This window comes from Pseudomonas sp. CFBP13508 (assembly GCF_005233515.1).
GTDB classification, from domain to species: domain Bacteria; phylum Pseudomonadota; class Gammaproteobacteria; order Pseudomonadales; family Pseudomonadaceae; genus Aquipseudomonas; species Aquipseudomonas mercuritolerans.
Window position 1 is genome coordinate 612,266 of the sequence record NZ_QFZZ01000002.1, and the last position, 15,474, is coordinate 627,739.

Below are 15,474 nucleotides of genomic sequence, written 5' to 3' on the forward strand. Positions count from 1 at the left end.
GACTGATAAATCTCTAGCCACAGGGAGTCCATTGCTCGCACAGACACATCATGGGGATATGAACAGCATCCTTTGTGGCGAGGGGATTTATCCCCGCTCGGCTGCGCAGCAGTCGCAACCTCCATACACGCGGTGTACCTGTAGAAACCGTGCCAGCAGCTTTTGGGGCCGCTTCGCAGCCCAACGGGGATGAATCCCCTCGCCACAGGGAATCCCTGCATGACTGATAAATCTGCTAGCCACAGGGAGTCCATTGCTCGCACAGACACATCATGGGGATATGAACAGCATCCTTTGTGGCGAGGGGATTTATCCCCGCTCGGCTGCGCAGCAGTCGCAATTTCCATACACGCGCAGTACCTGTAGAAACCGTGCCAGCAGCTTTTGGGGCCGCTTCGCAGCCCAACGGGGATGAATCCCCTCGCCACAGGGTGTGTTCCAGTTTTATTCAGGCAATCCGCATCCTCCGCTCTTCACATTTTTTTCACCGGCTCCAACCACCGTCTAAGCTTCAGACAAGTCCGATCAATCTGCGTGAATGGATCAGTCGACTATGGGCGCTTTGTGGCAAACCGATTCGAGTAAAACCGTGGTTCAGACTGAAAGTGTGAATGAAGCGCCTGTCCCTGAAAAACCCCGTCGCCAGCGGCACGGGTGGAAGGCTTTCTGGTTGCTGTTTTTGATCATTGCGGTGGTGGTGGGACTCGCCGCGTCCAAGGAAATGCGCACCTCGCGCTTCCAGGCCCGGGAGCTGAGCCAGTACGCCGCTTCGCTGACCTACAAGCTTGAACCCGGCCCCAGTGAAGCGATTCGTTATCCGGGCAACGGCCCGTTCGATCTGCGCCTGGGTTACAGCTCGCTCGATGAATTCCTGCCGCGCCTGCTCAAGCGCAATTATGTGATTACCGAGCAGACGCGCTTCTCCCCCGCCCTGCTCGGTTACACCGATAAAGGCCTGTTCGTGCCCTATTCGGAGAAGATCCAGGCCGGGCTGTCGATCACCGATTGCCGAGGCGCGCCGCTGTATCGATACAACTATCCGCAGCAACTGTATGCCGACTTCGCGGCGATTCCGCCGGTGGTGGTCAGCAGCCTGCTGTTCATCGAAAACCGCTTTCTCCTCGACCCGAAACAACCGCTGGCCAACCCGGCGGTGGACTGGCCGCGCTTCGGTATGGCGGCATGGTCGCAAGTGGCCAAGCTGCTGCGCCTGCCCGGGCAATCGGCCGGCGGCAGCACCCTGGCGACGCAACTGGAAAAGTATCGCCACTCGCCCGATGGCCTGACCGTGTCCGGCGCGGAGAAGATCCGCCAGATGATTTCCGCCAGCGTGCGCGCCTACCAGGATGGCCCAGAGACTCTAGGTTCGCGGCAGAACATCGTGCGTGACTATCTCAACAGCGTGCCGCTCTCGGCGGTACCTGGCCACGGTGAAGTGCACGGCATGGCCGAAGGTTTGCGGGTCTGGTACGGCAGCGATTTCAACAAGGCCAACGAGCAACTGAACAGCGCGAAGACCGACCCGCAGACCATGGCCGCCAAAGGCCTGGCCTTGCGCGAAATGCTCTCGCTGATGATCGCCCAGCGCCGCCCTTCGCATTACCTGACCAAGGGCCGCGAGGAACTGGCCAACCTTACCGACAGCCATCTGCGCCTGCTCAAGCAGAATGGCGTGATCGATAGCGCCCTCGCCGACGCTGCGCTGGCGAGCACCGTGACGTATCGCGACTGGCAGACCCAACCGACCATGCAGCCGATCGAAACCAACAAAGGCATCAGTGTCGCCCGCAGTCGTCTGGCGAGCATGCTCAATCGCCCGCTGTACGACCTCGATCGCCTCGACCTGTCGGCCACAAGCACCCTGCAGGGCGATCTGCAAACGCAGGCCACGGCTTATCTGAAAAAACTCGCCGACCCGGCCTATGCCGCAGAAATCGGGCTGCTCGGAGAACGCCTGCTGACGCCGACCAGCACCACGCAAGTACGCTACAGCTTCACCCTGTTCGAACTGACCCCGGACGGCTCGCGCGTACGCGTGCAGACCGACAGCACCGACCAGCCGTTCGACATCAACGAAGGCAGCAAGCTCGAACTCGGCTCGACGGCGAAAATGCGTGTGCTGACCACGTACCTGCAAATCGTCGCCGAGCTGCACGACAAATACGGCGCGATGAGCGGACCGGAACTGAAAAAAGTCGAAGTGCCGGATCAGGATCGCCTCAGCCGCTGGGTCATCGACTACCTGATCCAGAACAAGGACCACGACCTGTCGAAGCTGCTCGGCGCGGCGCTGGACCGCAAATATTCGGCGAGCCCCGGCGAGGCGTTTTTTACCGGCGGTGGGCTGCACACCTTTCACAACTTTCGCAAAGAGGACAACGGTCGCCTGCCGACCCTGCGCGATTCGTTGCGCGAGTCGATCAACCTGCCGTTCATTCGGCTGATGCGCGACATCGTCCGCTACACCACCTACTCAGGACCCAACGCCGAATTGCTCAAGGATGATCGCGATCCGCGCCGTCAGGAGTATCTGGCCAGTTTCGCTGACCGCGAAGGCACCTCGTTCCTGCTCAAGTTCTGGAAGAAGTACCGCAACAAGGATACCCAGGCGCGTCTCGATACCTTCCTCGACAGCATGCGCCCGACGCCTATTCGCATGGCCGCCGTGCATCGCTATCTGTTGCCCGAGGCAAGCCAGGAAGACTTCAACCGCTTCGTGCGCTCGCACCTCAAGGGCACCAAGCTCAACGAAAAACTCACAGACGACCGTTTGATCCGCCTCTACGATTCCTATGGCCCCGGCAGTTACGATTTGCCCGACCAGGGCTTCATCGCCAAGGTGCATCCGCTGGACTTGTGGATGATGGGTTATCTGCTGCATCACCCGGAAGCGACCTTCAGCGAGATCGTCAAGGCCAGCCATTTCGAGCGCCAGGAAGTCTACAGCTGGCTGTTCAAGAGCCGGCACAAAGGCGCGCGCGACAGCCGCATTCGTACCATGCTCGAGATCGAAGCATTCCTCGACATTCATCAGCGCTGGCAGAAAGTCGGCTATCCGTTCGATCACTTGGTGCCGTCACTGGCCACCGCTATTGGCAGTTCCGGTGACCGTCCCGCAGCGCTCGCCGAGCTGATCGGCACCATCCTCAACGACGGCGTACGCATGCCGACGCTGCGCATCGACAGCCTGCACTTCGCTGCCGGTACACCCTATGAAACCAGGCTGATCAACGACCCGCACGTGGGCAAACGGGTGATGCCGGTGGAAGTGGCCCGGGCCATGCGCGAGGCGCTGTCGCAAGTGGTCGATGCCGGCACCGCCAAACGCCTGTCGGGCAGTTTCAAATTGCCCGACGGCACACCCCTGGCCATGGGCGGCAAAACCGGCACCGGCGACAACCGCATCGCGGCGATCGGTTCCGGCGGGCGGATCATCAGTTCGAAGTCGATCAACCGCACGGCGACCTTTGTGTTCTACATCGGCGATCACCATTTCGGCACCCTCACCGCGTTCGTGCCCGGGCGCTCGGCGGAGAACTTCAAGTTCACCTCGGCCCTGCCCACACAAGTGCTCAAGGGCATGGCGCCGATTCTCACGCCGTATCTGCAACCGGGCAGCGATTCGCAGTGCCGACCGGTGCAAACCGCCAGCGTGGCCATGGCCGAGAACGCGATGCCCGAGCTCAAGTAACCAATCATTTCAGGCGGCGTACGGCTCAGGATGCCGTTTTCCATCAGCGCCGGGTGGTACTGATGTATTTTTTCCATTCGATTTTTGGTCGGATCCGACGTCAACTGCGGCGATAGCTCCCGATCTTTGAACTTTTGTTTTGCTCATGCGGCAGTAGGCTGAATACTCCCCAACAATCAAGGATGATTGGCCATGCCTACTGCTTCCCTGCCCGCCGAACCAACGGACAAAGGGCAACACTACGAGTTCATCAAATCTGCCGTCAGCGAACCGTTCAAAAACGCCACCGTCAGTCGGGGCCAAGCCCTGGCGGCAACACCTCTTAACGTCGAGCCCTGGTACACGAACGTGGGCGCAGGCTCGATGGAGAAGCTTGCTGCCGCCAACCTCAAGGCCTGGACATCACAGAACAGCGTCGATCATGCACTGGCGAAAACCGACCTCTACGCATTTGCCGAGCCGTTGTTGAAAGCGCTGATCAAACAACGCCACGGCATCGAGCCGGATGTGCGCAATACGTACCTTCTTCTGTATCAATCAAAAAAGCTGCCCTGGTACACGATCAATATTTCCGAAGGCACCACTGGTCGGACCGTGTCGTTGCTGGATGCTGCCCTGCACAATTTTGCCAGCCATGAACAAGTCGAACAGGGTTCGGCGTATATCAGCAAACCCGATGCCCGAGGACTTTTCGATGTGCTGCCCATCGCCAACAAGATGTCCATCGCCCGGTTCCAGACGTTATGCCGCGATCTGGACCTCGGTGGACAGTACAAAACCCATCTCGAGCAATTGCTGTTGCCCACCGAGCCGCTCGCGCAAGGTGTTCTGCAAGCACGGGTGCTGGCCGCCCAAAAAGATGCCCTCGCCGCTGCCGCGCTGATGGCCATGCTCAGGCAGGACATTCAGTACGATGCTTACGAGATGATTCTGAAGCTGATCGATGGCGATTCGCGGGCGTTGCTCGATGGTATCCCGATTCGCTGCTGCGACCTGTCCATGCTTGAAACGCCATTGACCGGCGTACTGTTGATGGTGCACGGCGCTCGTGCCTCCCAGGGTCAGCGAAGGCTTATCGTCTACGTTCCGCATGACCCTGATCATCCGCTCAAGGACTACGACTCGCTGGGTGCCTTCAGGGACGAGTTGACCCGCCAATTGCGTGAAGACCGCTACAGTCACGCAACCCGGCAGACCTACCGGCAATTCTTCAGCCAGTTCGTCGACCAACAGCAGCGCGGGCATTTCTTTGCGTTGCTCGAGCAACGCCTGTTCACTATCAGCTATCACCCGCGAACGGCCCCGAACGATCAGCGCCCACCCTGGCGCAAAACGCCTGTTGCCAAGCCCAGGCTGCAATTCAATCATCTGCCGGTGCGAGGCAATTACTGGCGCCATGCGTACGAGCAAAAGCTCAACAAAATCCTCAATGACGCCAGGGAAGTTGCCGTGTCCACGGCGGTGGCCGACAGCAAGGCGCGCTGGGAATGGTGGGAAAATTTCAAGAAAATCGTCTCGGACATCTTCAATGTTGCGCTGTTGATCGCCACCCCGTTCGTGCCCGGGCTTGGCGAGTTGATGATGGCCTACACCGCTTATCAATTGACCACCGAAGTCATCGAGGGCGTTGTCGATCTCGCCGAAGGCCTGTGGCAGGAAGCGGCGGACCATGTCATTGGCGTGGTCACCAGCGTCATCGAACTGGCTGCGTTCGGCGCCGCAGGGCAAATCGGCAGCGCCTTCAAAATCAAGCTGTCGCCGCTGGTCGAAGGCATGCGGCCGGTCGAGTTGCCGGATGGCAGACCGAGCCTGTGGCATCGCGATCTGAGCCCGTATGCGCGCAACGACCTGGCCCTGGAGCCGCAATCCAGACCCGATCGACACGGCCTGCATCAGCACCCGAGCGGAAAGGTCCTGCCGCTGGAAGGCAAGCTGTATGTCGTTGACAAGGCGTCGACCGACCCGGCTGTCAACACGCATCGCATCCAGCACCCGCGCCGTGCCAATGCTTATCAGCCGCAGGTCGAACACAATGGTCATGGCGCGTGGGTGCACGAAGCGGAGAACCCACTGGACTGGCCGGACGCCAGACTGATGCCCCGCCTGGGTCACAGCGTCGACAATTTCACGCCGACGCAACTGGAACAGATTCAGCGCACCAGCGGCACCTCCCACGGCGAACTGCGGCGCATGCATCTGGACAACAATCCGCCACCGCCATTGCTGGCCGATACGGTCAAACGCTTCAGCGCTCGAGAGCAGGTGCGAAACGCCACAGCGAGCATACGCAACGGTCAGGCAATTGACGCCGACTCGGTGTGGCTGGAGCCGATACTGACCAGCCTGCCGGGCTGGCCACCGGCGCGCGCACTGGAAGTATTCGCCAACCAGGAGCTGACCGGTTACTCGCGCAAATACGGCAACCCGCTTGCCCAGCAGAGCGACACCCTGCGCATCAGCCTCGCCGACCTCAACGCCGGTGAGTTGCCGGAACGGGTCACGGCTTTTCTACGCGAGGAGGAACTGAACAGTCTGCTGGGGCCAATGCTCACCCCGGAACAACGCGTGCCAGCGTTGCGCAATCAACTCGCGGACGCGGTCAAAAAACGCCGCAACGACGTAGCCCGGCATGTTTATCAGGCGGGCGAGCGCGGCACGAGCGATGAGCTGCGCACGGTCAAACAGGTGTTTCCCGAACTGCCGCTGCCGCTGGCAGAAAAAGTCGTGGCCCGTGCCCGTCCTGCCGAGCTGCAGACAATCCGTGAGGAGCACCGCTTGCCGCTGCGCTTGAAAACCGAGGCCCGTGAACTGGATTTCGAGGCCTCGACCAGCCGCGCTTATGAGGGCTTTTATGGCGACGGGCCGACGACGGCGCAAAGCGAACGCTTGGCACTCAACACCTTGAAAATCAATAGCGACAGTTTTGCCGATCTGCATATCGAGGTGCGTGACGGCAGCCCTGAAGGACCACTGCGCTGCAGTGCCGGACCGCAAGACGCGACAAACGTGCGGCGCCTGATCCGCGATGAGAAGGGCCGCTACGAAGTACTCGACGGTGACGGCCGCAGCGTCCACGCCAACGCTGATTTTTACGAATCGCTGCTGCAGGCGCTGCCGGACGAAGCCCTGGCGAGCATCGAACTTCGGCGCGGCCAGGGCGAGGGCTTCAAGCTATGGATCATGGACCGTTGCGCACTGCCGAGCCAACGGCGTATCGCGCTGGCCGAGCCGCCCATCCGCCCGGTAATACCCCATGAAACCGAACGATTGGTGCGTGGCTGGCCACGTTTCCTTGGTAGCCCGACACCGGAGCAACGAATCAGTGAACTCTACCCGTTGATGAACGAGAGGGAGGTCACTGCGTTTGTCGAAACACTCACGCGCCGAGGCAAACACCTGGAAGCTATCGACCAACTCGAAAGCGAACGCAACCAATTACAGAGCGAGCTGCGTAACTGGCGTGACGGCTACAGCGAACGCGACGGCGAAACAGGGCACCCTCATCTGTCAATAGAATTCCAGCGCGAAGGTGGGCAGTTTATTCTGGATCGGTTGACCGAATGTTTTGATCGAAACAGCGAGATTTTCGGTGAGCGCAGCGTCCACCCCGACCAGGGCTACACCCTGGATCTGTCGTCCGACCTTCAAAATCACAAGCTGGAAAACTGGTGGAATGACCTGCGCAGACGTCCAAAAATGAAGCCCTATTTCGATCGCATTACCGCACTGAAAATCGATCGGGCAAGGCTGCCGCCAGACCCCAGCATCCTGCTTAGCACCTTCCCCAATTTGCGCCAGTTGAGTGCGCGCCAATGCGAGCTCAAGGAGCTGCCTTCGATTCTTGGGCTGATGCGACAAATGGAACAACTCGATCTGGCCGACAACGCTATCCGGCTGACCACCGAGTCGCGCCAGGACCTGGGCGCGCTGGACCGACTGCGCACCCTCAATCTGAACGGCAACCGCCTGCAAATACCGCCTGACGTCAGCCGGATGGATCATTTGACGAACTTGCATCTGCGAGATACCCGTCTCAAGGCCTGGCCCGAAGGGTTGTTCGAAGTTGGCAGCACGCCGAAACAACGACCGCGCAGCTTCACGCTGGACATGCGCGGAACCAACGTCGACACGTTGCCGGAAGTCGCCGCCAAGTCCGATCAGGAGTTAATTCTGAGCCGGTCACGCCTGGACCCGTCATCGCTCACGCCCGACGACCGCATTCGCTACGGCAAATACCGTGAGTCCGCAGGTTTCAGTGCCGTACAGGATTACCTGCCGGCCGCCAGCGACGAGCTCCTCCATTGGAAGACATTTCCGCGAAATTCCATCGACTTCAGCCCGTCAGGTTCACTGAGCAGGTACCGCGAGGAGTCGTGGCACGATCTGATGGCCGAGCCCGATTCCGCTGGTTTTTTCAGCGTGATCCGCAAACAGCGCGAAAGCGCCGATTACCACACGGATGAAGGACGCCGGCGCCTGACCCAGCGCGTCTGGGAAATGGTCGACGCGGCCGCTGTCGACGCCAAATTGCGCGAGGCCCTGTTCAAGCAGATCGTCTCCCCCGAGGACCGCGGTGATCTGGGCGCGCAATTGTTCAACTCGCTGGGAATGAAAGTGCTGGTTTCAAAGGCCTACACGGAGTCGACCTCACCGGCCATGCTGGAGGACAGGCTCGTACGCCTGGCCCGTGGTGCGGCTCGTCTGAACAAAGTGGCCGATGAAGCCGCTTTCGAATACAAGACCCAGGAGGCGTTGAACGCCAGCGACCCGAAGAATCTGGCGCCCGACGAAGTCGAGGTTCACATGGTGTACGAGACTGCTCTGGCGGGACGGCTGCAGTTGCCATGGCAGTCGGACCAGATGCTGTACCGCCCGCGTTCCGGCGTTACCGTGGAAAAGGTCGACGCGAGTTACGCAAGAATCATCCAGGGTGAACAAGGCGATGGCCTGGTCAACGCCATGCTCGATCTGAACTCGGACAACTTTTGGGCTGACCACCTGCGCAAGACGTACCCGGAACTCTACGAACTCAATGATCGGACTTTCGAGCCCATGGAAGGCCTGCTCGATGAGCTGCGCGAGGCCAAAGCCGAATGGGCTGACCCGAACGGGCAAGCCAATCCGCATACACTTGCCGCAAAGATGCAGAAACTCGCCGATCAGCTGGACATTGCCGATGAACCCGGGCTGTTCGACGAAGTCCCGATGAGCCAGCAACGTTACCAGGAACTTTTGAACGGAATCGGCTACAAGCGCAACGAGCTGTCACGCCGCCTGACCCGCGAAGCGATGGCCAGAGCCGGCCTGTAAAACCGCACATATCCGACCGACCAGCCTTCGAAGGCTGGCCGGTCTGATCCATCTAGTCCACCTCTGAATCCCAGATCACCGTGATATTGCCTCTGAAGGGTCGGCCTTTGGCATTGATGATCAACCAGTTGGTGGACGTGGGCCCTACTTCGAAATGCAGCGTTCCCGGCTTGCGATCCAGATAAATGCCCGGTTGAAACGCGGCACTGGCCTGGCGTTTGAGCGGGTACCGATTGACCGGTTGACCGGTACTATCGGTCAGGCCGCTGGGCAGACTGACACTGACGTCTACCGCGCCGGCGTAACCCGACTCGCGGTCGACGATGCCGCAGCCGGAGCCAAACCCAAGGTCGTGCTCACACTCGATACTCATGCTGAATCTGGACGACGCGGAAATCAGGAAGGTCTGATCGCGAAACAGCCGCACAGGCTTGCGACCGCTGTCCAGCCATGACTGCCATCCACCCTGGGGTTGCAGCACAACCTGATTGCCGCCAGGCGGAATGTCGACTTTGAGGGTGTGCTGTACGTCGAGTACGAAATCCAGCGTGACGCGATCATCGTCCGGCTGAAATTGCGATCCGAAGCTGAAATCGCCACTGGGCCCCATGCTGTAGGTCAATGAACCGGTATACAGGCCCGAAGACATACCCAGGGGATTGGGCGTGCGCAATTCGTAAGCGAAGTCGAGGGTGTCGAAATACATCGACGGAATGGTGGCCGTGGTCGCCTTGGTACACAGCGCTTCGACAGGCGTTTTCCAGAAAAACCGGTAACTGTTCGGCGAGAAGAAACCGACACCGCTGTAGCGGCAGGGCGAGGGTGCGTACACCCAACTGCTGCCGCTCCACAGCAATTGATGGCCACGCAGCACGTCGCTCACACCAACCAGCTCGTGTGCCGGCTGACTCAGGACATACGTGGAGCCGATGCCGGTAATACGCACCTCAACGGTTTCGGTCTCCATCGTTTCGGCGTTGGTCACGGTCAATCGGCGCCAGTTGGCCGGCACCTTTATGCCCACACCCCAGCCAGGCGGGAGACTGGACTTTGAGTCGAATCGAACCGGCAACTGAATACTGAACACCGAGTTTTCCGCACATTGACCAGGATAACTCGCGCAATAACCGCTATTCGGAGTCTTGTTCACGAACACGTTCTTGCTCGGTTGCGCAGGGTCGGGTTGAAACAGCGCGCGGATCTCCTGGTTCACCGCCTGCGCCTGCCCCATGCTCAACGCAAGCGTCAGGCCCAAACCGTAAATCGCAGGCCTTGACAGCGGTTTGATTGGTTTTGCAGTCATGTTCATTACTCAGCGCCTGGCGTACTGGCACTGAACATCAGCAGTACGTTGCCGTAATAGTTCCCTGAACGGTATCCGCCTACGGGCTCGACCGGCTCGATCTTCAGCGCGACGCGCTTGCCGGCGGCGGCCTCCTCCCGGGAGAGCACTTGTCGCGGAAGGACGTGAGAGCTCAACTCCACATTGTTGAACGTGACCCGCAATTGGATAATCTCTCCCGGCCTGCCGTTTTCCAGAAAAGGATCAAGCAGCAGGCGGGCATCAATGGCGCTGCTGTCATGGCGTGCATCGAAATTCTTCTCCAGGCTGCCCAGCGTGGCTTTCGGATAATCCCAGAACAGTTGCTGGGGCCGGTGAATCCAGTCCGGCTCTGCTGGAATCACATAGAACGGGCGGCTGGGAATGGTCAGCGACACTTCGAAGGTGTGCTCTTCTCGCGCTCCCCAGGCCTCGCTGCCGCTCAGGCTGGCGGCGGCCAGCAGCACGAGCGCGGTAGATTGCTTGATCATTTTGGTTACCCGGTGCGTCATTGGAAAACCGTGTTAGCGGCTGGCGATCTTCATGGTCTTTTTGGCGTTGCCTTCAATCAGGAAGAAGCGGTACTCGCGACCCTTCTCCTTGTCGAAGGCGAACGTCTTGCCAGCCAGAACGTGATGTTTGGTGGTCGCCCCGCAGTCGCTTTCCTTGCTCAGCGAGCAGCTTTTGAACTCGTCGACGATGACCACGGTGTTGCCGTTGTTGCGCAGTTCGTAGCGGTTCTCGGTGTCATTGACTGCCGTGTCGAAACGCGCATCCCTGGGCCGCACGAAGAAGATCGTGCCGAACCCGGTCATGACGTTGACGCCCGCCGAGAGTGATTTCCTGTATTCGTCGCGCTCTTCGCCGCTGACCACGAAGTCGTCTTCCTTTTCCGGTACCACCGGTACGAAGCGCACGCGAAAATAACGCTCTTTATCGCGAGCGCCCATGTACAGCAGACGCGTGCCCTGCATGCCCTGCGCCGGCACGATCAGCCGTGCCGGGCTGGCCATCAGGCCGTTTCGCGAGGCGCCATCGGCAGCGTTCACCACCGGAATTTCCTGCGGCGTACCGTCGGCGCCGTAAACGATTTCCAGGACATTGATCTTGACGAACGCCGTGGCGTCGCCGCTGTTGAAGACCCGTTTGAGATAGGTGCTTTTATCGGCATCGAGATAGTCGTACACCGTGCCGACATTGATCTGCGGCCCGGCCTGCGCCGTCAGGCAAAACACGCTGAGCACGCTCAGCAGCAAACTGCGATTCATTGTTTCAACTCCACTGGATTGGAAAAGGCCCTGTCTGACGTGCTCATACATCCGAATCCCATATAACGGTCACGTTGCCGCGCAGCCTGTCGGCGACGCCGGGTCTGAGCAGAAAATCGATGGCGAATGGGGTCATGTCGAAATGCAGAGTGCCGGGCTTGCGGTCGACATACAGACCTGGCTGGAACGGACCGGCCCACGTGTTGAAGTTCAAACGATGACGGGTGACCGTCTGGCCGGGACTGCCAGGACCACTGATGCCGGGAGGCAACGACATCCAGACCTGGATATCTGTGGTGTTGCCCTCAGCACTGCCCAATCTGCACGTGTTCCCTCCGGGAGAGTTGCACAGCATCATGACCTTGAAGCGCGACGACGCTGAGATGTAGAACAGCTGATCGCGAAAAACCTGCGTCGGTTTGCGCCCACTGTCCAGCCAGGACGCCCAGCCGCCCGCCGGCTCCAGGGTTACGTTGTTGGCGCCAGGCGGAAGATCGATCTTCAGGGTGTGCTGTACGTCGAGTACGAAGTCGAGATTGAGGCTGGCATCGTCCGGGCGCAGCACCGAGCCGAAATCGAAGTCGCCAGCGGGTCCGATGCTGTAGGCCATCGAACCGGTATACAAACCTGAAGACATGTTCAGCGGATTCGGCGTACGCAACTCGTAGGCAAAATCCAGAGTTTCGAACGATATGGTCGGAATCATGAACGCCGTATATTTGGTGCAGCGCGCTTCTACCGGTGTTTTCCAGAAAAAACCGTAGTGGCTGGGACCGTAGGGCAGATTTCCGCTGAAGAGGCAAGGCGCGGCGGCGTTCACCCAACTGCTGGTTGTCCACAGCGCACGGTGTCCTTCGAGGTCATCGTCAGCCCCCGTCAGTTCTTTGGCCGGTTGACTCAGGCGATAGGTGGATCCGATACCGGTAATGCGGATTTCGACAGTCTCCACCTCCTGGGTATCGGCATTGGTCACCGTCAGCCGCCGCCAATTGGCAGGTGCCTTCACCGGTATGCCCTCGCCAGGCAGGAGAAAACGACTGGCGTTGAAATTCACCGGCACGCGAATGCTGAACATGACATTTTCCGCGCACTGGTTCGGGTAATTCGCGCAGTAACCACTGTTCGGCGTTTTGTTGACGAATACGTTTTTCGTCGGCTGGGCGGGATCCGGGCGAAACATTGCGCGAATTTCCTGGCTCGCGCCGTGAGCGGTGGATATCCCCAACGCCAGTGCCAGTGCGCAACCCTGTGCTAAAAGCTTCATCATCAGCCCGCCTTCTGTGCAGTGGAGGTAACGTCCGCCAGGGTGTCCGGCGTGCAGCGCAGATCGCCGATCATCAACACGTTGTTTTCGCTGCGATGGTCGGCCTCGTTGAGGCGGAACTGGCACAGCAGTTGGTTGCCCTGACGCACTTCCAGGGTCGGCGAGCCGGCATTCATTTCCATCGAGAAGAAGCCGTCGACTTCGGTCACGCCCCGGCTGGCATGGTTGATCACGTGGTGACCCTTGAGGGGCTGCCCGCGTCCATCGACCAGGCGACCGAGCACGGTCAGGGTTTTCATCACGCGAATCTTGCGGTACTCGACCCCGCCCTTGTTCAGGTGATAGCGAGTGCGCGCCGGTTCGATGGTGGCAGCCGGGACGGCGTTGCCTTCGAAATCGAAACTCACCGAGCTGTTCTGGTAGGCGGTGATCGGAATGAAATTGCGCCCCGGTTTCAACGCCGTGCCGCTGCCGCTGTAATCGTCGGCACGCAGGACGATGTCCTCGATATCCGACTCCACATCAACGATCATCCCGGCGCCGCGCACTTCGCTCTGGCTGGTCATGAGCATTTGCTCACCGCCAACCACCAGGGTGCTGTCAACGTTGAGGCCGCCGGTGAAATTGCCGTTGTACGACGAACGCTGGATGAAGCCGTCGCCGTTGATCGAGTCGGTGCGGAAGTTGGCCAGGCTGGAAACACCCAGGCCATAGGTGTCGGTCAGCGCGGTCACCGACACGCTCTGCAGCACGTGATCCTTCAGTTCCTTGCGCCAGCCGAGTGAGGCATTGTTGTCACGTTTGCCATCGCGAGCGGTGCGTGAACCGATGCTGCCGGTGAGTTGCTGGCCAGGCGCGCCGAGTGCCAGGTTGATGCTCAGATCGACGCCGCGGTTGCGCGCATCGCCGCTGCTGTAACTGCCGGGCCGATCGAAAATCGACAGGCGCCAGCTGGCATCGCTGCCCAACAGCACGGTGCGCTGGGTCCAGCCCAGATCGACGCCCATACCTTCGACATTGCCTTCGCTGTGCGAGACCCGAGCGTTGAGCGAACTCTTGCTGCTCACGCGGTGGTTGAGCGCCAGCGATGAATTGCTGGTCTGGCCAACGAAGACGTTACGCGGACGAATACGAGTGCCGTCAGGCAATGTGTCATAGGTGTTGGTGGTGTCGAGCCAGCTGCGGTTGTGGCTGATCACCAGACTGCCCGAGCCATAGTTGTAAAGGCTTTGCAGGTCCAGACCGGTGCCGTAGTCCTCGGTCTTGTAGACGTTGGCGTACAGGCTGAGGTGGTTGGCCAGGGTCCAGTCAATCGACGTGCCGTACTGCAGTTTTTCGCGGATCTGGCGCGCCGAAGCGCCGATAATCACCCGCGGGTGCAGCAGATAGTTCACCGCCGCGCCGGCGGTGGGACTGCCGCTCGACTGCGTGTCCCAGTTGCTCAGCAGTTTGCTTTCTTCGCCGGCGAACAGGTTATAGCGCCAGCGCTCGTCGAGGTTGCGCCAGTTGTTGGGCTTGTACACCAACTCCTGAGTCGTCGAGGTGATCTGGCCGTCTTCGATCAGGCGCACCTCCACTTCATAGATGCCGCCGGGCAAAGGTCGAGTGTCGAGCGTCTGCAACCCGGCCGGCACCGATTGCGTATTGATCAGCAGACCGTCGCGCCAGATCTCCACCGACCCCTGACGATTGGCCGTTACATAGATCGGGTAAACGCTGGGCATCGGGCTGTTGATGGCGAGGCTGTCGGAGCTGCCGTACATGACACCGACTGCCGTATCGGGGCTGGTACCAAACGTACGCGGCTGACGCGTCAGTCCTTCGGAATTGGGGGTGAAATAGCCCAGGCGGAAGAAACTGCCTTGCAGTTCGCGCTGGGTGTGCAGCTCGTGCACGGCGTGGTACAGCTTATCGTCGGGGCCGCCGAGCCGGGCAACTTGCAGGTTGAGCGTCTGGCTCCAGTTGCCCAGGCTGGAACTGGCTTCCAGGCCAAAACGTCCACCCAGGTCCTGATCCTGACCACCGTTGAGATTGAGCTGGTTGCGCACCATCAGGCCGCTGCTGCCCCCGCTCGGCTGTTCGTAATAACGCTTGGCCGCTACGTCGCGTTCGGCGTTTTCGGTGGCGATCGAGACCAGCGAGTTCTCCAGGTTGTAATGCACCGCCAGAAACTGGTCCGGGCACGAGCCGCTGCACGCCCCCAGAGGCACGCCGGGCTTGAAAAAACTCGCCCATTTTTCCCGCTCGGCAGGGCCGAAGCGGTTTTCGCTGGTGTCGGTGAATTCGAGAAGCGTAATGCGATCATCGCGAGACAAGACCACCATGGCCTCACCCAGCGGCTGCTGATCGACTTCGACCCGCACCGCCAGCGGTACATCGAAGAAATGCTCCTCGAAATCCGCGGGCAAACCTTTTGCCTGCGCCAGCAGACTGCGTGGTGTGGTACCGGCGGTGTTGGATGCGACGGCTGCGCTGGCACAAAACAACAGCGCAAGCGCAGCCGCGATGGGGGTCATCGGGAACATGAACTTGTACTCAGATTTTTTCTAACGAAGGAAAATCCGGCGGGGCGGACACGGGTGTACGCCCCACTGGTCAGTGTTCTGCATGAACGAGAACA

Annotated in this window: 7 protein-coding genes; 2 read left to right on the forward strand and 5 right to left on the reverse strand. The window is 60.0% G+C overall.

The window, feature by feature from the left end; all coding sequences use genetic code 11:
- The first annotated feature begins 553 nt into the window (after positions 1-553).
- On the forward strand, positions 554-3,691 hold the full coding sequence (locus PspCFBP13508_RS07210) for a transglycosylase domain-containing protein (RefSeq protein WP_137214079.1): 3,138 nt from the start codon (positions 554-556) through the stop codon (positions 3,689-3,691).
- Positions 3,692-3,883: 192 nt separating this feature from the next.
- Entirely contained in the window at positions 3,884-9,001 is a 5,118-nt protein-coding gene (locus PspCFBP13508_RS07215) for a DUF6543 domain-containing protein (protein ID WP_137214080.1), read from the forward strand.
- Between the two features lie 52 nt (positions 9,002-9,053).
- Here PspCFBP13508_RS07215 and PspCFBP13508_RS07220 read toward each other — a convergent pair whose 3' ends face one another.
- From PspCFBP13508_RS07220 to PspCFBP13508_RS07240, 5 genes are all read right to left on the reverse strand, one after another.
- Complete coding sequence (locus PspCFBP13508_RS07220; RefSeq protein ID WP_130909652.1) at positions 9,054-10,232, reverse strand: hypothetical protein; 1,179 nt, start codon at positions 10,230-10,232, stop codon at positions 9,054-9,056.
- Positions 10,233-10,309: 77 nt separating this feature from the next.
- Complete coding sequence (locus PspCFBP13508_RS07225) at positions 10,310-10,813, reverse strand: CS1 type fimbrial major subunit (RefSeq protein WP_178083615.1); 504 nt, start codon at positions 10,811-10,813, stop codon at positions 10,310-10,312.
- Between the two features lie 33 nt (positions 10,814-10,846).
- The gene (locus tag PspCFBP13508_RS07230) at positions 10,847-11,590 is read right to left on the reverse strand and encodes a molecular chaperone (RefSeq protein WP_137214081.1); all 744 of its coding nucleotides are present in this window, start codon (positions 11,588-11,590) and stop codon (positions 10,847-10,849) included.
- Between the two features lie 43 nt (positions 11,591-11,633).
- Positions 11,634-12,854 (reverse strand): hypothetical protein, encoded by a 1,221-nt coding sequence (locus PspCFBP13508_RS07235; RefSeq protein ID WP_137214082.1) that lies wholly within the window; start codon positions 12,852-12,854, stop codon positions 11,634-11,636.
- A gap of 2 nt (positions 12,855-12,856) precedes the next feature.
- Positions 12,857-15,379, reverse strand: coding sequence for a CS1-pili formation C-terminal domain-containing protein (locus PspCFBP13508_RS07240; protein WP_130909646.1), 2,523 nt, complete (start codon positions 15,377-15,379; stop codon positions 12,857-12,859).
- Positions 15,380-15,474: the final 95 nt, after the last annotated feature.